14 protein-coding genes are annotated in these 19552 nt (G+C 71.7%); 10 read left to right on the top strand and 4 right to left on the bottom strand.

The window, feature by feature from the left end; genetic code table 11:
- The first annotated feature begins 97 nt into the window (after positions 1 to 97).
- The 6 genes from F1C12_RS10195 to F1C12_RS10170 are packed head-to-tail and all read left to right on the top strand — an operon-like array spanning position 98 to position 10745.
- Complete coding sequence (locus F1C12_RS10195) at positions 98 to 1714, top strand: dipeptide ABC transporter ATP-binding protein (RefSeq protein ID WP_445626113.1); 1617 nt, start codon at positions 98 to 100, stop codon at positions 1712 to 1714.
- Complete coding sequence (locus tag F1C12_RS10190) at positions 1711 to 3114, top strand: LLM class flavin-dependent oxidoreductase (protein WP_185278616.1); 1404 nt, start codon at positions 1711 to 1713, stop codon at positions 3112 to 3114. The genes F1C12_RS10195 and F1C12_RS10190 overlap by 4 nt, the downstream gene beginning before the upstream one ends.
- A 38-nt stretch (positions 3115 to 3152) precedes the next feature.
- Entirely contained in the window at positions 3153 to 6161 is a 3009-nt protein-coding gene (locus F1C12_RS10185; protein ID WP_185278615.1) for a hypothetical protein, read from the top strand.
- Positions 6161 to 8995, top strand: coding sequence for an FtsX-like permease family protein (locus F1C12_RS10180; protein WP_185278614.1), 2835 nt, complete (start codon positions 6161 to 6163; stop codon positions 8993 to 8995). The genes F1C12_RS10185 and F1C12_RS10180 overlap by 1 nt, the downstream gene beginning before the upstream one ends.
- Positions 8996 to 9000: 5 nt before the next feature.
- Positions 9001 to 9993: an ABC transporter ATP-binding protein gene (locus F1C12_RS10175; protein WP_258046212.1), complete on the top strand. Its 993-nt coding sequence runs from the start codon at positions 9001 to 9003 to the stop codon at positions 9991 to 9993.
- Positions 9990 to 10745, top strand: a complete 756-nt coding sequence (locus tag F1C12_RS10170; RefSeq protein WP_185278612.1) for an ABC transporter ATP-binding protein — start codon at positions 9990 to 9992, stop codon at positions 10743 to 10745. Before F1C12_RS10175 ends, F1C12_RS10170 begins: the two co-directional genes overlap by 4 nt.
- Before the next feature lie 16 nt (positions 10746 to 10761).
- Here F1C12_RS10170 and F1C12_RS10165 read toward each other — a convergent pair whose 3' ends face one another.
- The gene (locus F1C12_RS10165) at positions 10762 to 11517 is read right to left on the bottom strand and encodes a DUF4386 domain-containing protein (RefSeq protein WP_185278611.1); all 756 of its coding nucleotides are present in this window, start codon (positions 11515 to 11517) and stop codon (positions 10762 to 10764) included.
- 123 nt (positions 11518 to 11640) lie between these two features.
- Between F1C12_RS10165 and F1C12_RS10160 the strand changes: the two genes are divergently transcribed.
- The 3 genes from F1C12_RS10160 to F1C12_RS10150 all read left to right on the top strand — a co-directional run bounded on the left by F1C12_RS10160 (position 11641) and on the right by F1C12_RS10150 (position 14177).
- Complete coding sequence (locus F1C12_RS10160) at positions 11641 to 12306, top strand: TetR/AcrR family transcriptional regulator (RefSeq protein WP_185278610.1); 666 nt, start codon at positions 11641 to 11643, stop codon at positions 12304 to 12306.
- A 169-nt stretch (positions 12307 to 12475) separates the two neighbouring features.
- Positions 12476 to 12892, top strand: a complete 417-nt coding sequence (locus tag F1C12_RS10155) for a YciI family protein (RefSeq protein ID WP_185278609.1) — start codon at positions 12476 to 12478, stop codon at positions 12890 to 12892.
- 79 nt (positions 12893 to 12971) lie between these two features.
- Positions 12972 to 14177, top strand: a complete 1206-nt coding sequence (locus F1C12_RS10150) for an RNA polymerase sigma factor (RefSeq protein WP_185278891.1) — start codon at positions 12972 to 12974, stop codon at positions 14175 to 14177.
- Between the two features lie 91 nt (positions 14178 to 14268).
- Here F1C12_RS10150 and F1C12_RS10145 read toward each other — a convergent pair whose 3' ends face one another.
- The 3 genes from F1C12_RS10145 to F1C12_RS10135 form a co-directional block, all read right to left on the bottom strand.
- A complete protein-coding gene (locus tag F1C12_RS10145; protein ID WP_185278608.1) occupies positions 14269 to 15192 on the bottom strand; it encodes a Ppx/GppA phosphatase family protein in 924 nt (307 codons plus the stop codon).
- 345 nt (positions 15193 to 15537) lie between these two features.
- On the bottom strand, positions 15538 to 17523 hold the full coding sequence (locus F1C12_RS10140; RefSeq protein WP_185278607.1) for an SIR2 family protein: 1986 nt from the start codon (positions 17521 to 17523) through the stop codon (positions 15538 to 15540).
- A gap of 40 nt (positions 17524 to 17563) precedes the next feature.
- On the bottom strand, positions 17564 to 18172 hold the full coding sequence (locus tag F1C12_RS10135) for a hypothetical protein (protein WP_258046211.1): 609 nt from the start codon (positions 18170 to 18172) through the stop codon (positions 17564 to 17566).
- A 270-nt stretch (positions 18173 to 18442) separates the two neighbouring features.
- Between F1C12_RS10135 and F1C12_RS10130 the strand changes: the two genes are divergently transcribed.
- Positions 18443 to 19441, top strand: a complete 999-nt coding sequence (locus F1C12_RS10130) for a LacI family DNA-binding transcriptional regulator (RefSeq protein ID WP_185278605.1) — start codon at positions 18443 to 18445, stop codon at positions 19439 to 19441.
- Positions 19442 to 19552 lie beyond the last annotated feature (111 nt).

Below are 19552 nucleotides of genomic sequence, written 5' to 3'. Positions count from 1 at the left end.
CACGGGCGACCCGGCCGCCACCACCTCAGACGACCTCGCGAACCTCGACTGGCCCGCGGCGCGCCTGCGCGTCCGCAACCTCCGCACCGGCTTCACCGTGGACGGCGTCCACCGCCCCATCGTCGAGGGCGTCTCCTTCGACCTCCTCCCCGGCCAGTGCGTCGCGATCGTGGGCGAGTCGGGGTCCGGCAAGTCGGTCACCGCGCGCAGCCTCGTCGGCCTCGCCGGGCGCACCGCGACGGTGGAGGCCGACCAGCTCGAGCTTCACCACGAGGACGCCCGCGCTTTCACCCCGCGCCAGTGGCGTCGCGTCCGCGGCCGGGATATCGGCTTCGTCCTGCAGGACGCGCTGGTGTCCCTCGATCCGCTGCGCCCGGTCGGCGCGGAGATCGCGGAGGCGCTGCGGCTGCACCGCTGGGGGGACCGCGCCGCGCGGAAAGCCAGGGTGCGCGAGCTCCTGGAGCGCGTCGGCGTCCCGTCGCCGGAGGTCCGGGCGCGTCAGCGTCCCGACCAGCTCTCCGGCGGCCTCCGCCAGCGCGCGCTGATCGCCTCCGCCATCGCGCTCGACCCGGACATCGTGATCGCCGACGAGCCGACCACCGCCCTCGACGTCACGGTGCAGGCGCAGGTGCTCGCCCAGCTGGAGGCGATGAAGGAGCGCGGTGCGTCGCTCATCCTGATCAGTCACGACCTGTCCGTCGTCGCCCGGCTGGCCGACCACATCCTCGTCATGCGCGGCGGCGTCGTGCTGGAGCAGGGTCCCGCCGAGCGTGTGCTCGCCGATCCCGAGCACGAGTACACCCGCGCGCTGATCGCTGCGGTCCCCGGCGAGGCCACCCGCGGACGTGCGCTCACCCCGGGTTCACCCGATCCCGCTCCGCGACCTCCCCTCGGCGCACCGGTGCTGGAGGCCCGCGATCTCACCAAGCGCTTCCACACCTCCGACGGCACCGTCACCCGCGCGGTCGACGGCGTCACCTTCAGCCTCCGCGCCGGCGAGACGCTCGGCATCGTGGGGGAGTCCGGCTCGGGCAAGAGCACGACAGCCAAGCTCGCGCTCGGACTCGAACGCCTCGACGGTGGCGACGTCCGGTTGCTCGGCCAGGAGTGGTCGGCCCTGCCCGAGTCCCGCCGCCGCGCGCTGCGCCGTCGGATCTCTGTCGTCTACCAGGATCCGCTGAGCTCGTTCGACCCGCGCTGGACCGTCGAGCGCATCCTGCTCGACGCCCTCCGCTCGGAGCGCTTCGCCGACGGAGCCGCGCGCGACGCCCGCGTGCGTGAGCTGCTCGGCCAGGTCGGGCTGGGTGAGGAGGTGCTGCCGCGCTTCCCGCTGAAGCTCTCCGGAGGCCAGCGCCAGCGCGTCGCCATCGCCCGCGCCCTCGCCCCGCGGCCCGACGTGATCGTGCTCGACGAGGCCGTGTCGGCGCTCGACGTCACGATCCAGGCGCAGATCCTCGACCTGCTCGTCACCCTCCAGCGCGCGTCCGGCGTCGCCTACCTCTTCATCTCGCACGACCTCGGCGTCATCAGCCACCTCAGCGATCGCGTGCTCGTGATGAAGGACGGCCGGGTCGTGGAGGAGGGGACGGCCGAGGACGTCTTCGAGCGCCCCCAGCAGACGTACACTCGTGACCTGATCGCAGCGATCCCGGAGTTCGCCCCGGGAGCCGGAGACGCACGCAGCGACAGCAGAACCCCGGAAGGCGACGCATGACCACCGAACCCAAGCAGCTCTTCGTCAACCTGTTCGAGATGGCGTGCGTGAGCCACATCACGCACGGCCTCTGGCCGCTGCCGGGCAACAACCGCGAGCGCTTCGCCGATCTCGACTACTGGCTGGAGCTCGCGCAGCTGCTGGAGCACGGCGGCTTCGACGGGATCTTCCTCGCAGACGTGATCGGCGCGTACGACGTGTTCCGCGGCGGCCCCGAGACCGCGCTGCGGGAGGGCCTGCAGAGCCCGAACCTCGACCCGCTGCTGCTCGTCCCGGCGATGGCGGCCGTCACCGACCGGCTCGGTTTCGGGGTGACGTTCTCGACCACGTACGAGCCGCCGTTCGCGTTCGCCCGCCGGATGTCGACCCTCGATCACCTGACCAAGGGACGGATCGGGTGGAACATCGTCACCTCCTACCTCCCGAACGCCGCCCGCAACTTCGGGCTCGACGACGAAGTGCCGCACGACGAGCGCTACCGCCGCGCCGAGGAGTACCTGGACGTGCTCTACAAGCTGTGGGAGGGCTCCTGGGACGACGACGCGGTGATCGCCGACCGGGAGGCGCGCGTCTTCACGGACCCGTCGAAGGTGCGCTACATCGACCACGTCGGCGAGCGGCACAGGGTCGCAGGCCCCCACATCGTGCACCCGTCGCCGCAGCGCACGCCCGTGCTGTTCCAGGCGACCGGCTCGCCCGCCGGGATCGAGTTCGCCGGCCGGCACGCGGAGGTCGTCTTCACGGGCGGCCGCACGAGCGAGGAGTTCCGCCGCAACGCGGACGGGATGCGCGACGCGGCCGCGCGCCACGACCGGCAGCGCGACGACGTGAAGTTCATCGCGATGGCGGGCGTGATCGTCGGCCGCACGACGGAGGAGGCCGAGGACAAGTGGAGGCTGTACCAGCAGCACTCCAGCCTCGACGGCATCCTGGCCCACAGCAGCCTGCCCGTCGACCTCACGGCGTTCCCGCGCGACATCACCGTGCGGGAGGCACTGGCGCGGGCGGAGTTCCCGGCCGAGCGGGTGCCGTTCCTGCCGCTGGACAGGACGGTCGGCCAGGCCCTCGACTTCATCAAGAACGGCCGCGACGACCGGTTCCTGGTGGTCGGCGACCCGAAGACGGTGGCGGACGAGATCGAGCGCTGGCTGGACGAGGACGGCCTCGACGGCATCAACCTCCGCCAGTACCACTCGTTCGAGACGGCACGCGACTTCGCCGAGCTGGTCGTCCCCGAACTGCGGAGGCGCGGACGGCTGCCCCAGGAGGGGGAGCGGTCGGGGACGCTGCGGGAGCGGTTGTTCGGCGACGGGCACAGCCGGCTGCCGCAGCGGCACCCCGGCACGCGGTATCGGGGCGGGGCGAACCTGCACGCGGAGGCGGTGGGCGCGGCGCGCTGACGCACGATCTGTGCGCACCCGCACGCTAGGTTGGACAAATGCGTGCGATGGGGGCGTTCTGGGTGCAGCGAGCCCGCGCGCAGGCCGGCACGCTCGTCGCCACCGGGCTCGTCGTGGTCGTCGTCGCCGCGCTGGCGAGCGTGATGACCGGGCTCGCCTTCCGCTCGCCGACCTCGGCCGTCCACGCGACCCTCGCCGCGGAGCCCGCCGCCGTCACCTCGGTGGCCCTCGAGTCGAGCGCGCTGTCCGACCTGAACGCCCAGGACGCCGAGGTCCGCCGCACCCTCGCGAAGCGGCTCTCCGGCCTCCCGGTCGCCGTGGCCTCCACGTTCTCGGCGCCGTCCGTCCCGGTCGAGGGAGGGGGAGGCCGGACGGCCGAGCTCCTGGTCGCCGGCGACGGTCTCCAGGGGCGCGTCACCATGACGCAGGGCCGCTGGCCCAGCGGTGACGCGGAGGCCGCGGTCGACACCGCGTTCGCCCGCAGCCACCAGGTCTCCGTCGGCGACCACGTGACGCTCCTCGGTCCCTCCGCGCCCGTCACGGTCGCCGTCACCGGCCTGTGGCGCCCGGCCGATCCCGCGGCCCCGGCCTGGCTCGGCCTGAACTCCGGCGACGGACGGCTCGTCGTGTCCGCCGCGACCGCCGTCGCCGCGAGCGACGGCGTCGTCGGCCGCTGGGTCCTCACCCCGGACGCCCGCCGCACCTCCGCCGCCGACCTCCCGCGCCTGCACGACGCCCTCGGCGGAGCGTACTCCCAGCTCAGCGGCGACTCCGCCGCGGGCGCCAGCCCGTTCTCCACGAGCGGCGACGGCGTCGCGACCGTCGCCGCCATGCAGCGGTCGGTCGTCGCGCTGCACGCCGTCATCCCGGTCCCGCTCGCCGTCCTCGCCGCGTGCTCCGCGATCGCGCTCGTGCTGCTCGCGCAGCTGCTGGCCGGGGCGCGCCGGGTGGAGACCCGGCTGCTGCGTTCGCGGGGCGTCACCGTCCCGGCGCTCGCGCGGGCGACCGCGGTGGAGTCCGCGCTGGTCGTTCTGGCGGCGACCGTCGTCGGGACGCTTGCCGCGCAGCTCGTCCTGCTCGCGACCGTCGGACCGCCCGCCGGCGCGCTCGACCTCCTGCTGCCTCCCGCGCTCACGGTCCTCGTCGCCGTCGCCGCCACCACGCTGACCGTCGTCTTCTCGGCGCGCGCGGCCTCCGACTCGCCCGGAGCGGTGGAGGCCGGGCGCGGGCGCACCGCGGTGTCCGCCGGTGTCACCGTGCTCGCCGTCGTCGCCGCGGCCGTCACCCTGTGGCGGTTCGTGGCCTTCGGGCCGACCGTCGGCGGCGGCGCGGACACGGTCGACCCGACCGGCGTCGTCGCACCTGCCGCTGTGCTGTGCGCGATCGCGCTGGTCGGCCTCCTGCTGTTCGGCCCGGCGTCGGCCGCCGTCGAGCGCGTGGCGGGCCGGGGCCGCGGAGTCGCGGGGGTCCTGCCCGCCCGTCAGGTGGGGCGCGGCGTCGCGCTGTTCGCCGGGCCGGTCGCGCTGATCGTGCTCGCGGTCGGCTCGCTGACTTTCGCCGCCGGGTACGCGGGGACCTTCGGCGGCTTCCTGCGCGACTCGGCGCTGCTGGTGAACGGCGCGGCGGTCCGCGCGGACCTCGGCGTCGGAGGCAGCCCGCACGGCCCCGGCGACGTGTCGGGCGCCGCGCGGCTCGGGCGTCTTCCCGGCGTCACGGCGGCCTCCCCGGCGATCGTGGACAGCGGGACGGTCGGCGACACCGACGTGGCCGTCGTTGCCGCGAACTCCGCGAAGCTGCCCGCGCTGCTCCCCGTCGGCGGTTACCTGCTCGACACCGCGACGCTGTCCACGCGGGTCACGCCGAAGGGCGCACTCGACGGCGCGGCCATCCCCTCCGGAGCGCGCGACCTGCGGGCGACCGTGACGGTCGGGGCGGGAGGCGGCACGGCCACGCCCGTCGGAGCGACCGCCTGGATCGCCACCGGCACCGACGAGGTCGTACCGGTCTCCGCGGCGCCCGGCCCCGACGGCTCCGTCGACTTCGCGCTGCCGTCCGGAGCCGACCGGCTCGTCGCGGTCGATGCGACGGTGGAGGCTGTGGACGGCGCCGACGAGGTGACCGTCACCCTGGCCGGACTGCCGGCCGCGGTCGCGCGCTGGGTGCAGGCTCCGACGGCCTTCGGCTCGGCCGGCGCCTTCCGGGCGGACGGTCCAGGGACCACTGCCCGCGCGGCCTCCCTGGCCGGCGACGGCAGCGTGCGCTTCGTCCCGCCGGGCGCCGCGGCCCTCCCGCTCGCGGTCACGACCGGGCTGGCGCAGGACGACTCCCTCCAGCTCGGCCAGCGCATCGAGGTGCGCAGCCCGGCCGGCGACGTGCAGGGCACGGTCGCGTCGATCGTGCCCGCGCTGCCCGGGACGACGTCCGAGCGCGCCGTGTTCGCCGACCTGCCCGCGCTGACGGCGCTGCTGCTGCGCACCTCGGCCTCCGTGCCGCGCGCCTCCTCGGTCTGGCTCGCGGCCGACGACGCGGAAACCGTCGCGGGCGCCGTGCGCTCGGCCGCCGGCTCGGGGGCGACCGTCACCACCGCGTCCGGTGCGTTCGTCGCGCGTTTCCTCGGCGGCGCGGTCGCCAGCACCTGGCTCGGCGCGGCCGGCTGCGCGCTCCTGGCCGTCGCGGCCGTCGCCGCCGCGATCACGGCCGCCCTCCGCCGTCGCCGCGGCGAGGTGATCGTGCTGCGCGCGGTCGGCCTGTCCGGACGCCAGCAGGCCTGGGCACGTCGGCTTGAGGTCATCGGCGTCGCCTGCGCGGCCGGTGTCTTCGGCCTCCTCGGCGGGATCGTCGTGGTGCTGCTCGTCGGCAACACCCTGGCCCGCCTCTCGGTCGTGACCGCCCCGGCGACGCTGTCGGTGCAGGGCCGGGTGGACCCGGCCGGGATGGCGGTGGGCGCGGTCGCGCTGGCCGCCGCGCTCGCGGTGGCCGTGTGGGGATACGGGGTCGCGGTGCGGAGGCAGGCGGCGGACACCGCGTATCGGGAGGAGACGCGGTGATGGCCCGCGCGCGCACCTCCCACCTCTCCGACGCCGGGCTCGCCCTGCGTGCGCTGCGCGCCTTCCGCGGCGGCCTCCTGCTCCTCGCGATCGTCACCGTCGTCGCCGCGACGGCCCTCTCCGCGTGGCCCCGCGTGTCCAGCGGGCTCCTGACCGCCGAGCTCCAGCACGAGCTCGGCCAGGCGGGCGCGGGCGGCCGGGACGTGACGACCTCCATCCCGACCGGGTCGTTCGCCCCGGGTCCCGTCCTGGACGCGTCCGCGGTGTGGCGCGACCTCCCGGCGATCGCGGACACGGTTCGGCAGGGGATGAAGCCGCCGCTGCGCGCGGTGGTGGGCCACGGCGACAGTTCGGCGCGCAGCTTCGACGTCCCGATCATCCCGCCCGCCGGGGCCGCGAGCAACAGCCGTTATGCGGTGGGCGTGGAGGCCTATCGCGGCCTCCGCGGCGAGGCGCGGCTGGTGAGCGGGGCGTGGCCGAGCCCGGTCGCGGCGACGGTCGCGGGCGCGGCGCCGGGCGCCGGCGGGATGCCGGGCGCCGGCGGGACGCCGGGCGCCGGAGGTGGGGCGGGCGCGAGCGGCACCCCGGCCGCCGCCCCTCCGACCGTGGAGGTCGTCCTCGCTCCCGAGGCGGCGAAGCTCCTCGGCTGGACGGTCGGCACCACCCGCGAGATCGCCTCGAACCCCGGGCTGACGCTGAAGCTCACCGGGCTGGTCGAGCCGACGCACGCCGCCGACGACTTCTGGAACCTCGACGCCGTTCGCGCGCACGGCCACTTCGTGGACAAGGGCGACGCGGGCAAGGAGTTCGGCGCCGTCGCCTGGCTGGACGCGGACTCCTGGCCGAAGGTCACCCCCGCCTTCGACGGCACGGTCGCCTCCCTCTGGTACCCGGTCGCGCCCGGTGGCTTCCGGGCGGAGGACCTCCCCGCCGTCCGCGGCGCGCTCGGCAGCTTCCTGGCGCTCCCTCCCACGGTGCGGGTGGGCGAGGTGCCGGCGCCGCTGACCTTCGGGACCAGCCTCCTGACGCCGTTGGACGCCTTCCAGTCCCGCGCGCAGCCCGCGAACACGCTGTTCGCCATCCTCGCCGCCGGCCCGCTCGTGGTCGCTCTGACCGTCCTGGCGCTCGGCGCCCGCCTCGTCGTGTCCCGGCGCAGGGAGGCGCTCGCCCTGATGGCGGCGCGCGGCGCGTCCCCGTGGCGGCTGCGCGGGAGCCTCGCTCTCGACGGTGCGCTCGCGTCCATCCCGGCTGCGGCCCTCGGACTCGGGATCGCGCTCCTGCTGACCCCGGGCGCCGTGCCCGTCCTGCTGCCCGTTGGTCTGGCAGCGGTGTGCGCGCTCGCGCCGCCTCTCGCGCTCGTGCTCGCGGCGGGCTCCCTCGTCCCGAGTCCGGTCGCGCCGCCCGCGCGGTCGCGCTGGGCGTGGGTGGCGGAGGTGATCGTACTGGGCCTGGCCGCGCTCAGCGTCGTGCTGCTCGCGCGCCGCGGCCTGTCCTCGCCCGGCAGCGGTCTGGAGGTCGACCCGCTCGCCGCGCTCACCCCCGTTCTCGTCGCGCTCGCCGCGTGCGTCGTCGTCCTGCGGGTGACGGCCGTGCCGCTCGCCTGGTTGACCGGGGCGCTGCGGCGCGGACGGGGAGCCGTCGCGTTCCTGGGCGCCGCCGGCTCGCTCGGCGCGTCCGGACGGCGCGGACGCGGCGCCCTGCTCTGGCCGGTCTTCGCTCTCATCGCCGGCGCGAGCATCGCCCTGTTCTCGGTGAGCGTCCTGGCGACGGCGCGCGACGGCCTCGACCAGGGCGCGCGAGCCCGGGTCGGCTCCGACCTGTCGCTGACCGCGGCCTCCACGCTCGACGCCGGCCGGCTCGCCGCGGTGAAGCGCGTCCCCGGTGTCGCCGCCACCGCGACCGTCGACTGGGCGGGAGGCGTCACGATCAGCGCAGCAGGGACCTCGCAGGTCGTCTCCGGCTACCTCGTCGACCCGAAGCAGCTGGAGGCCGTCCAGCGCGACCTCCCCGCCTCCGCGCGGCTGTCGACGCTGCTCACCGGCGGCCTGCCCGGCCGGACCGGGGCGGTCCTCGGCGGCTGGGAGAGCCGCATCCCGGTCACCAGCGCACTGATCGTCGGGCAGGGCAGCAATGTGCACCTGGCCGTGACCGAGCTGGACTTCGCGCCGGGCGTCTACATCCACGACTCCCGCTGGGCGATCATCGACCGCACGACGCTGCCGCACTCCAGCGACCTCAGCGGCACGCCGCAGACCGTGCTGGTCGCCCTCGCGCCCGGCGCGGACGCGGCGGCCGTCCACACCGCGCTCGCCCGGATCGGCGGCGCGGGGGCCGTCGTCGGGGACGCCGTGGCCGAGCGCGCGGCCCTGCACGGGTCTCCGCTCGTCGCGGGCACGGAGGCGGTCGCGCTCCTCTCGATCGCGCTCACCGTCCTGCTGTGCGTCGCCGCACTGCTGCTGACCCTGGTGATGAACACCGCCGCCCGCATCCGCTTGGTCGCCACGCTGCGGACCGTCGGCTTCAGCGCCCGCCAGACCGCCGGCGTGCTGGCCTGGGAGCTCGGCCCGGTCCTGGTGGTCGGCCTGATCGCCGGAACCGTGGTCGGCCTCGTGCTGCCCGCCGTGGTCCTCGGCCCCCTCGACCTGCGCGGCTTCACCGGAAGCCCCGTGCAACCTGCGATCGTGCGGGACCCGTGGCTCACTGCCGCCGCACTGGCCGGATTCCTGGCCGTGGCAGCGCTCGCCACGCTCGTGGCTCTGGCAGGAGCGCGCCGGTCGTCGCCGGCGGCCGTGCTGCGCGCCGCGGGCGACCTGCCCACGACAGGAGGACAATGACCGGGATGACCGCTCAGCACCCCGCAGCTCAGCACCCCGCCGGGGCGAACCCCGCTACTCCGCACCCCGACGCGGCGATCCGCTGCGCCGACCTCGTGCGCATCTTCACCGCCGACGGCGTGGAGGTCCAGGCGCTGCAGGGCCTCACCCTCAGCGTCGACAGCGGCGAGCTGGTGGCGATCGTCGGTGCGTCCGGCTCCGGCAAGTCGACGCTGCTCGGCATCCTCTCCGGCCTGGACAAGCCGACCGCCGGCCAGGTCTCCGTCGCCGGCCGCGACCTCCTCGCGCTGTCGTCGCGGGAGCGGGTGGACTACCGCCGCCGCACCGTCGGCTTCGTCTGGCAGCAGACCTCCCGCAACCTCCTGGGCTACCTCACCGCCCGCGAGAACCTGGCCCTCGCGATGTCGCTGGCGAAGACCCCCGACCGCGAGCGCCGCTCGGCCGACCTCCTGGACCTGCTGGAGGTCGCCCACTGCGCCGACCGCCGGCCGTCCGAGCTGTCCGGCGGCGAGCAGCAGCGCGTCGCCATCGCCGTGAGCCTCGCGAACGAGCCGCGCGTCCTCCTCGCCGACGAGCCCACGGGTGAACTCGATGAGGCCACGAGCGCGGAGGTGCTGGAGGCCATGCGCGGCGTCAACCGCGAGCTCGGCGTCACCACCCTGATCGTCACCCACGACCCGACGGTGTCCGAGCACGTCGCGCGCACGGTCCAGATCCGCGACGGCCGCACCTCCACCGAGGTCCTGCGCCGCACCGGCGTCACCGCGGAGGGCGACGAGCACACGGTCGCGGAGGAGTACGCCGTCCTCGACCGCGTCGGCCGCCTCCAGCTTCCGCAGGAGTACCTGACGACGCTCGGGATGCGCGAGCGCGTACGCCTGGCGCTGGAGGCGGACCACGTGGGGGTGTGGCCGCACGTGGCGGCGAACTCACCCTCGGATCACCCGGAAGCGGAACGGGGCCCAGAAGCACACGAGAGTCAGGAGGCCGCCTCATGACCACCGTCGACACCGTGGCAGACCCCGCCGGCGCCCGTCCCGCCGTCCCCCTCCTGGCCGCCGAGGGCGTCAGTCGCGTGTTCGAGACCGCCGCCGGCCCCGTGGTCGCCCTCGGCGAGGCGAACCTGGAGGTCCACTCCGGCGAGCTGGTCGTCGTCAAGGGCCGCTCCGGCTCCGGCAAGACCACCCTGCTCAACGTGCTGAGCGGACTCGACCGGCCCACCTCCGGAACGGTCGTCGTCAACGGCGTGGACGTCGCCACAGCGGACGAGGCGGCGCTCGTCCGGCTCCGCCAGCGCAGCGTCGGCTTCGTCTTCCAGTCGTTCGGCCTCATCCCCGTGCTGTCGGCGGCCGAGAACGTGGAGGTCCCCCTCCGTCTGCTCGGAACCGAGCCGGCCGAACGCGACGCCAGGGTCGCCGAGCTCCTCGACCGCGTCGGCCTCGCCGCCCACGCCCGGCAGCGCCCGACCGAGCTCTCCGGAGGCCAGCAGCAGCGCGTCGGGATCGCCCGCGCGCTCGCCGCCGACCCGCCGCTGCTGTTCGCCGATGAGCCGACCGGCCAGCTCGACAGCGTCACCGGGCGCCAGATCATGGACCTCCTGGTCGACCTCGTCCACGGCAGCGGGGTGGCCGCGGTGGTGACGACCCACGACCCGCTCCTGATGGCGAGAGCCGACCGCGTGCTCGAACTGCACGACGGCCGGCTGGGGCACGCGGCCTCGCGGCGGGGGCGTCACGCCGCGGAGGGCTGAGGCCGGGCGCCGCGCGTCATGCCGACGTCCGAGCACTCACGCCACGCGCCCGCACCCGCCGGAACCCGACGAACGCGAAGTACACCCCGAGGAACGCCTCCCACACGATCTCGGGCAGCGTCGCCACCGCCGACACCGGCGATCCCTGGCCCCAGAGTCCGAACAGCACGCCGATCCCGGACAGTGCGACGAGCGAGCCGCCGACCATCCCGACCACCGCCATCGGGCGCGGGACCAGTCCGGAGCGGAGCAGCAGCCAGCCGAGCAGGACGCCGTTGCCGAGCCCCGCGACGAAGCCGGGGCCGAGCAGGAACGTCCAGTTCCGCATCCCGATGAGGGTCTGCGCCGAGACCGCGAGAGCGTCCGGGTCGCCGATCGCCGCGGCGTGCTGGCGCAGGGTCACGACGGTCAGGAGGCACAGCATCCCGACCGCGATGAACACGCACTCCATCACCCGCGCGACGACATAGCCGAGCGCAAGGCCCTCGGCCCGGCGGCGGAGCAGGGGGAACAGGGCGAGCGCGGTGCCGAGGTTGGCGGCGATGAGCACCGCCTCGCAGAGGATGCCGGAGAGCACCCGGCCGTCGGCGCCGGCGCCGAGCACGTAGTGCGGATCGTCCAGCACCGGCGCATAGAGCAGGACGCCGGCGATGGCGGACACGAAGGTGACGATGAAGAGCACGCCCGCCGTGAGCGAGCGGCGGCGGTCGGCGCTCGCCGTAGCGGACGGCGCGGGTTCGATGGTGGCGGTCTGGGCGGTCTGGGCGGTCATGGGGTCCTCGGATTCGGGTGGCGGCGCTGGTGATCTAGGATGGGTGTACGGTGTACACCTGAACGATAGGTGTACGGTGTACACCTTGTCAATACCCCGTCCAGAACCCTTCAGGAGCCGCCGATGCCGCAGCCCTCGCGCCCACGCCTCACCCGTGACACCGTGCTCGCCCGGGCGCTCGAGCGCGCCGACACCATCGGCCTCGACGCCCTCTCCATGCGCGCCCTCGCAGCCGAGCTCGGCGTCGTCCCGATGGCGCTCTACAAGCACGTCGCCAACAAGGACGAACTCATCGACGGGATGGTCGACCTCGTCTGGGCCGAGGTCGACCCTCCCGAGCTCGGCAACCCCGACACACCCTGGCGCGACGCCCTCCGCGCCCGCGCCGTCTCCCTGCGCGAGGCGCTGCGCCGGCATCCCTGGGCCGTCGGCCTGATGGAGTCCCGGATGCGGCCCGGGCTCGCCAACCTCGCCGCGCACAACGCCCTGCTGGGCCGCCTGCGCGAGGCCGGGTTCCCGTTCCGCGCGACGGTGCACGTGACGTCCGTGCTCGACGCGTACGTCTACGGCTTCGCCCTGCAGGAGCGGACCCTCCCGTTCGACACCCCGGAGGAGTCGGGGGAGGTCGCGGCCGCGAAGGAGCAGACGCTCCCGCCGGAGGTCGCGCTCCGGTTCCCCTACCTCCTGGAGGTCGTCGCCGAACTCGCCCAGTCCGGCTACGACTACGACGAGGAGTTCGCCACCGGCCTCGACCTGATCCTCCAGGCCGTCGAGCGCATCCAGCCGTGACCCGGCCGCGCGGATTCGTGCCGAATGCGGTGAATCGGCCGCCCGAACGCGACATTCGGCACGAAGGTGCGCGCCCGAGCCGATTTTCCCGCCGGTGTCGATTTCCCACTATGGCGCTCGACCTCGTCGATGAGAGGGTCGAAGGGACCCACCAGAACAAGGAGTAATCATGGCCAAGTACATGCTCGTCCTGCGTCCGACCGCCGAGGCGGAGGAGGCGTTCCGCAACGTCGACTTCGCCGCGGTCCTCGACGCGATGGGCCGGTTCAACGACGAGCTCGTCCGCGCGGGCGTGCTGCTCGCCGCAGAGGGCCTCGACCCGGCCGAGAGCGTGGTCGTCGACTTCACCGGGGAGGCGCCGGTCGTCACCGACGGTCCCTACGGCGAGACGAAGGAGCTGTTCAACGGCTTCTACATCCTCGACGTCGCCTCGGCGCAGGAGGCCGTCGAGTGGACGAAGCGGATGCCGTACATCCAGGGCAGCAAGGTGGAGATCCGTCGCGTGACCACCATCGACGAGTTCCCGCAGGACAACGAGTGGATCCAGAAGGAGCGCGCGTGGCGCGAGGCGACCGGCCAGCTGTAGGTCGCCGGGCGGCGGGGGGCCGCCGGTGACCGGCCGCACCCCGACCGACGCGCGCCGCGCCGTCGAGGCGGTGTGGCGCATGGAGTCCGCGCGGATCGTCGGCGCGCTCGCCCGCTACACCGGCGACTTCGCGCTGGCGGAGGACGTCGCCCAGGAGGCGCTCGCCGAGGCGCTCGTCAGCTGGGCGACCTCCGGGGCTCCGCGCGATCCGGTCGGCTGGCTGCTCACGGTGGGGCGGCGGCGCGCGATCGACGCGTTCCGCCGCCGCGCCGGCCGCGACGAGCGCTACGCGCTGCTCGCCCGCGACCTGGACGAGACGGCGCCGGGCGCTGACCTCCTCTTCGACCCGGACGACATCGACGACGACGTGCTCGCCCTGATCTTCACGGCCTGCCATCCGGTGCTGTCGCGGGAGGCGCGCATCGCGCTCACGCTGAAGGTCGTCGGAGGCCTCACCACGGACGAGATCGCGCGGGCGTTCCTCGTCCCGGTGCCGACCGTGCAGGCGCGCATCACGCGCGCGAAGAAGACGATCGCCGCGGCGCACGTCCCGTTCGAGGTCCCGTCCGGCCCCGACCGCCGGGAGCGGCTCGGCTCCGTGCTCAGCGTGGTCTACCTGATCTTCACCGAGGGATCGTCCGCGACGGCGGGGCAGGCCTGGATGCGCACCGACCTCGCGTACGAAGCGGTCCGGCTCGCGCGTGTGCTCGCCCGGCTGGAGCGCGAGCCGGAGGCCCACGCTCTGCTCGCGCTACTCGAACTGACCGCGGCGCGCTTCCCGGCCCGCACCGCCGACGACGGCAGCCCCGTGCTTTTGGAGGACCAGGATCGCCGCCGCTGGGACCGCTCGGCGATCCGGCGCGGCCGGGCCGCCCTCGCCACCGCGGTCTCCGCCGGCCGCGGGCTCGGCCCGTACGGCCTCCAGGCGTCGATCGCCGAATGCCACGCGGTCGCCCCGTCGGTCGCCGGGACGGACTGGCCGCGGATCGTCCTCCTCTACGAGGCGCTCGCGCAGGTGGCGCCGTCCCCGATCGTCGACCTCAACAGGGCGGTCGCGGTCGCGATGGCCGATGGGCCGGCTGCGGGACTCGTGGAGGTGGAGGCGGTGGAGCGCGGCGGCGGGCTGGCGGGATCGCATCTGCTGCCCGGTGTGCGGGCGGAGCTGCTGGCGCGGCTCGGGCGCGGTGCGGAGGCCGCGGGGGAGTACCGGCGCGCGGCGGAGCTGTGCGCGAACGACGCCGAGCGCGGGGTGCTGTTGGCGAAGGCGGCGGGGCTCACCCCGTAGGCGCGGCGCTGAGCGTGGCTGGCTTCTTCCCGCTCTGGGCCGGCGGCCGCGGAGGAGACGCGGACGCAGAAGCGCCGCCGGCCGCCGCTCCTCAGTCCAGGTGGTCGAGATACCGCAGGATGATCCCTTCCCGCAGCGCCCACGGGCACACCTCGAGCACCGGCACGTCGAACGCGCGCATCGCCTCGCGCAGCACGACGCCGCCCGCCACGATCTGGAACGTCCGGTCGGCGGTGATCCCCGGCAGCGCCGTGCGGGCGTCCGCGGTCAGCTGCGCCAGACGCGGAACCCAGTCGGAGAGCTCCGAGCGGCGCAGGAGGCTGCGCTCCGTCCCGCCCGGGCCGCTCGCGGTCGATCCGGCCAGGCGGGCGAGCGAGCGGATGGTCTTGGAGGTGCCGATGACGTGCGCGGGGCCGCGGTCGGTGAAGCGGCCGACGGCATCGGCGATCGTCGTCCTGGCGTGGTCGCGGAGCGCCGTGAGCTGGTCGGCGGTCGGCGGGTCCTGGTGCAGGAAGCCGATGGTGCTGCGGCCGGCGCCGAGCGGGAGGGACACCGCGGTGTCCGGGTACTCGTCCACGCCCGCCGCGATCTCCAGCGAGCCGCCGCCGATGTCCATCAGGAGGATGGAGCCGGCCGACCAGCCCGACCAGCGGTGCACCGCGAGGAACGTCAGCCGGGCCTCGTCCTCGCCGGAGAGCACCTGGAGGTCGACGCCCGTCTCGTCCAGGATGCGGGCCAGGATCGCGGGGCCGTTGGCGGCCTCCCGGATCGCCGAGGTGGCGAACGGCAGCAGTTCCTCGATGCCCTCGGCGCGGCCGACCTCCACCGCCGAGCGGATGGCGTCGAGGATCGCCGTCTCGCCCTCGGGGCTGATCGCGCCGTCCTCGGTGATGTAGCGCATGAGGCGCAGGACCGACTTGTGCGTGGCCGCGGGGAGCGGGCGGGCGCCCGGGTGCGCGTCGACGACGAGAAGGTGGACGGTGTTCGATCCCACATCGAGGACTCCGAGTCGCATAGTCAGACAGTAGTGGGCGCGGGAGGCCGTCCGCGACACGCCGTCGGGGAGGCCGACACGCCGTCCGGGAGGGTCGACACGCCGTGCGGATGTACCCAGTTCGGAGGTACGGATGTCGGTGGTGCCGTGATCGGTCTCACGCCCAAGGATCAATCTCACGCAGTTGCGATCAATGAATTACTGGGATCTCGCCAACCCACGGTCGGGTCTAAGTATCAGAGTTGATGACAGTAATCTGGGGGTGCTCCACTCTGTAACAAATATCCAGGTCAGAGGCAGTTTTTCGTTAAGGTTCGTGCGCCTGTGCTGCCACCGCTTCAGGAGCTTGCTTTCCGTAGGTCGGATTCAGAAAACGGAATCCAGCCAGACTTTCGAAGCGATGACTCCAAAGCCTGCTCCGCTATGGATGCGGCCTCGCGCTGTTTCGCGTCCCAGTTCGCCAAACTTGATGCTGACCGCTAGCACGGCGCACTCAAGGCGTTCTGCCTCGTCCGCGAATCCAGTCCGAATTAGCGGATGCCGCTGTCCATCTACCGCGAGTTCCGCAGCCAACTGCTCCGCCACCGGGATCAAGTAGCTGTTACGTTCTCCACTCATCGCGGCTCGCAGATGAACAGGGGTCGGAAATACCAGCCGCGTTATTTCGCGGAGTTGCTCTTTCAAGCTCTTTTGGGCTTCGCTGATTCTCTGTTCGGCGGCAGCCTTGTTGACCGAGTTACCCAGCCGTATAGCACCTGTTCGTGACTGTTCGGCGTTGCCGAGCGCCTTTCTCGTGTGGGCGTAGTCCAGATAATCACGCTGGAAGAGTGTGTCGTCCATCAGCAGCGCCGCATTCCGAAGCACCTCGAAAAGTTGCCACCATTGCTCCCGCTTCTCTGCCGGCACGGGGAACGCCTCGTCGAGGATCGGTGCCACGACCGAATACGGGCGCCGCCCGCCTTCGGGGATATTTACCGTGAAATGGTCGATGGCCAGGCAGCTGGCCAACGGTTCACGCCTTCCCGTGAACTGGCTCTCACGAGTCAGCGTGAACAGTTGCCTCAACAAGCCATAGCGTTGAGCAGCGACTGCGGCCACACCGGCCGTGTAAAACATCGCTGATCCGGCGATGAGGCGACGCTCCAACAACAGTGTGGACCCGCTACCTTCACCAGCCTGGGCGAATCGGGGCAGTTCGTCTATCCACCATCTGTCGGTAACCTCGTCTCCCCAGTAAGCCAGCGTGGCGATCAGCCCATCGACGACCTCAGCGGCTTCGTCGATGCGAGCGACAATGTCGCTGAGAGCCGAATCGGAACTGCCTGACGGGTTGCGGATGTCCTCCAGCTCATAGAGTCTGCGGAATTCCGCCGCTATTGTGTCGTGCAAGCTGATGCTCACCTTTCCGCCCGCGAGTTCACGCTTCGCTGTCTCTACGGCAGTGGCCAAGGTCAGCGGGTGGCGAGCGTGGCGAGAACGCATCGACTGCACCGCGTCGGCGAGGCGACCGAATCCCCTGTCAGCGTCCGTTTGGACGAGAACACCGTTCTTCGACAGGCGCAACTGTGTCGCTTCCTCGCCGGGGGTTCCCGGCTCGATCCAAGTCAGTGTGTACCGACCTGGATAACTTTGTTTAATGGCCTCGCGAAGGGCGCGGTCGTACACCGCCGACCAGCCGGCGGCAATGAGACCGTAATCGGTGAGGATCCGTTCGAGTAGCTGTCTGCGATCGTCCCCGTACTCTGAAAGCTCCTCGACCGTGTTCAGCATCGACGGCGGGTTCAAGTAGTCACCGTGTAAATGGACGACACAACAGGGGGCGGTGTGTAGCGGCGGCATCCCTGCGATGTCCGCTTCGCTCGCGATCACCAACGGTTCAATGCCGGCCTCACGGAGCGCCCGTTCAATGAGCCGGTCAAAGTTCAGGGTCACGATCACACGGACAGCGCCTTCACTGACTAGCCGCGCAATCGCCCGATGCGCTTCAGTGGGTTCCGCGCTGCCGTCCTCCTCGGGATTGGGCTCGAAGTAGGTGCGCAGCAAAGCTTGACGTTCGTACGTCGTCGGCGCTAGCCGTTCTAGGACGGACTCGTAGGTCGTCACTGTCTCGAACGTTTCCTCATACCAACGCACGGGATCGTCCGGCGTCTCGCCCTTCAAGTCGGCGACTCTACCGGTCAGGTCCACGAGGACATCCCATGCGGACGGAAGGCCGGCGCCTTTGGACACGCCCGCGCCTACGAGGAGCGCATACGTTCCTGGGCTGGAAGCCAAACCGAATGAGACGCTTATGAGGGTGTCCTCGTCCGCGGCGGCGGAGTTGAGGTTTTCAGTTTTCATGTTGCTGGTCACCCTACTGTGGAGTGTCTACCGCAATCCGGAGGCTCTCGTTTCACCCGAAGGCGCGACGTCCCCCATTCGCGGGAAGCGCAGACTTGTCTTCCTCGATCGCATAAATCGTGCGCACTCGGTCGGTGAGCAGGTCGACGTTCTCCTGGGTGATGTTGATTGCGGCTGACCGGTTCTTCAGAATCTGCCGTAGTTCGGTTTCGGGCCAGAAGAGCTCATCGAGATAACTGTTGAATCGACGTCCAGACGCCTTGCTGTAGCGCTTGACCGCACCGGTCCGTTCCTCCTCGTTCGGCCGGAACGCGATGATGAGTTCAACGTCAACGTCTCCGAGCGGATCGACATCCTCTCGTTGATAACTTCCGAAGACACGTAACCGGGCGACGGACACAACGTACGTCGGATCTGCGTTGAACTTCTTGGCTCGTTCCACCAATTCTGCGACGAGTCGGTCGGCTGTCTTTCGGCTGATTGGTTTGCCGAAACTTGCTTGGGCAAGTGCGTTTCCGGCGATCGTCGTTACCCACATGTCCGCATCGTCATCGCCCGCGGGTTCGAGGTATCCTGCGGAGGTCAACGCGTTGATGGCCAACTGAGCCTGGTCGTCGCCGACGATCCTTGCGACACGACTGATATGACCTGTCGAGGACATTCGCCTGGCGATTTCGCGTGCTTCCGGGGCCGGGATACCGGCAACAAGGTCGGTCCTTACTAGTCGCATCGCCCCTCCGAAGCTATCGCGCGATTGCCGAGCTGCGAATGTCAATTGGTGACAACCGGCTTGCTGCTGAACGTACCATTTGCGTGGCTTGCGTTTCGGCCCGTCGCCGGACGGCTTCGGAGAGCAGCACCAGCGAAGTCGCGGGCGGTCGAGCACAAATCGATCTGGGGAAGCGCTTCCCTCATGCAGTAGCGTGACGGCGTGACTTCCCTTTCAGCGCCAACTCTCGCCGACGTCGCAGCCCACGCTGGGGTGTCTTTGGCGACCGCATCGCGTGCCCTGCACCCGTCGGCGCGAACCGTCAGACCTGAGCTCAAGCAGCGAGTGGAAGCGGCCGCAGTTGAACTCGGCTACAGCGTCAACGCTCAGGCTCAGGCCGTTGCGCGCGGATCCAACAACACGGTTGCACTCGTTGTCGGCGACATCGCCGACCCGTACTTCGCGTCGATCGCGGCCGGGGTGATGGATGTCGCGAAGTTGCGTGGGCTGATTGTCACCATTGCCACATTGCCTCACGATAATCAGCCGGACGCGCAACAGCTCGAAGCGGAGACGTTGACTGCGTTGCGAGCGCAGCGACCGCGAGCGGTGCTGTTCGCGTCGAGCCGCGACGCGACCGCAGACTGGTCGGCCTTCGAGGCGATCAATCAGCTCGCGATCATCGGGCCGGAAGCCCCAGGACTTCGGAGTGTTGTCGTCGGAAATCACGAAGGTGCGGCAGATCTCGCGCGCACGCTAAGCGAGATCGGATACTCGGACTTCGCGATCGTCGCAGGACCAGCCGAACTGTCCACGGTTCGTGATCGGGTCGCTGGCTTCGCATCAATCGCGCCGGGCGCGACGGTGCACAACCAATCGTTCTCCCGTGATGGCGGGTATGAGGCGACCGCGGACTTGCTTGCCTCCGGACGCCGACCTGAATGTGTTTTCGCAGTCACGGACGTGATGGCGATCGGTGCCATCTCAGCGATTCGCGACGCAGGGCTCACTCCAGGTATAGATGTGGCGGTCGCCGGGTTCGACGACATCCCCCTTCTCAGAGATGTCAGCCCGCGGTTGACAACTGTGGCGTTGCCTCTGGATCGAATCGGTGCGTCTGCTCTTGAGCTTGCCCTCGACAATGATGGCGAGATGCCGTCGTCTGTGACGGTAAGCGGCCACGTTCTGCTTCGAGAGTCGACTCCCGGACTCAGGCGTTAGTCGAGCAGGCCCGTAGAGCACTTGGCGGGTGAAGCGCGGGCATCTCGGATTGCGTGCTTCGACAGTTCCGTCCGTCGGGCGCGCGGATGAACGTCCCCGGTTTCGCATGAC

It is taken from the genome of Leifsonia shinshuensis, assembly GCF_014217625.1.
GTDB classification, from domain to species: Bacteria; Actinomycetota; Actinomycetes; order Actinomycetales; family Microbacteriaceae; genus Leifsonia; species Leifsonia shinshuensis_A.
Note: the sequence above shows the minus strand (reverse complement) of the source record. Positions and strands in the feature narration are given on the sequence as shown.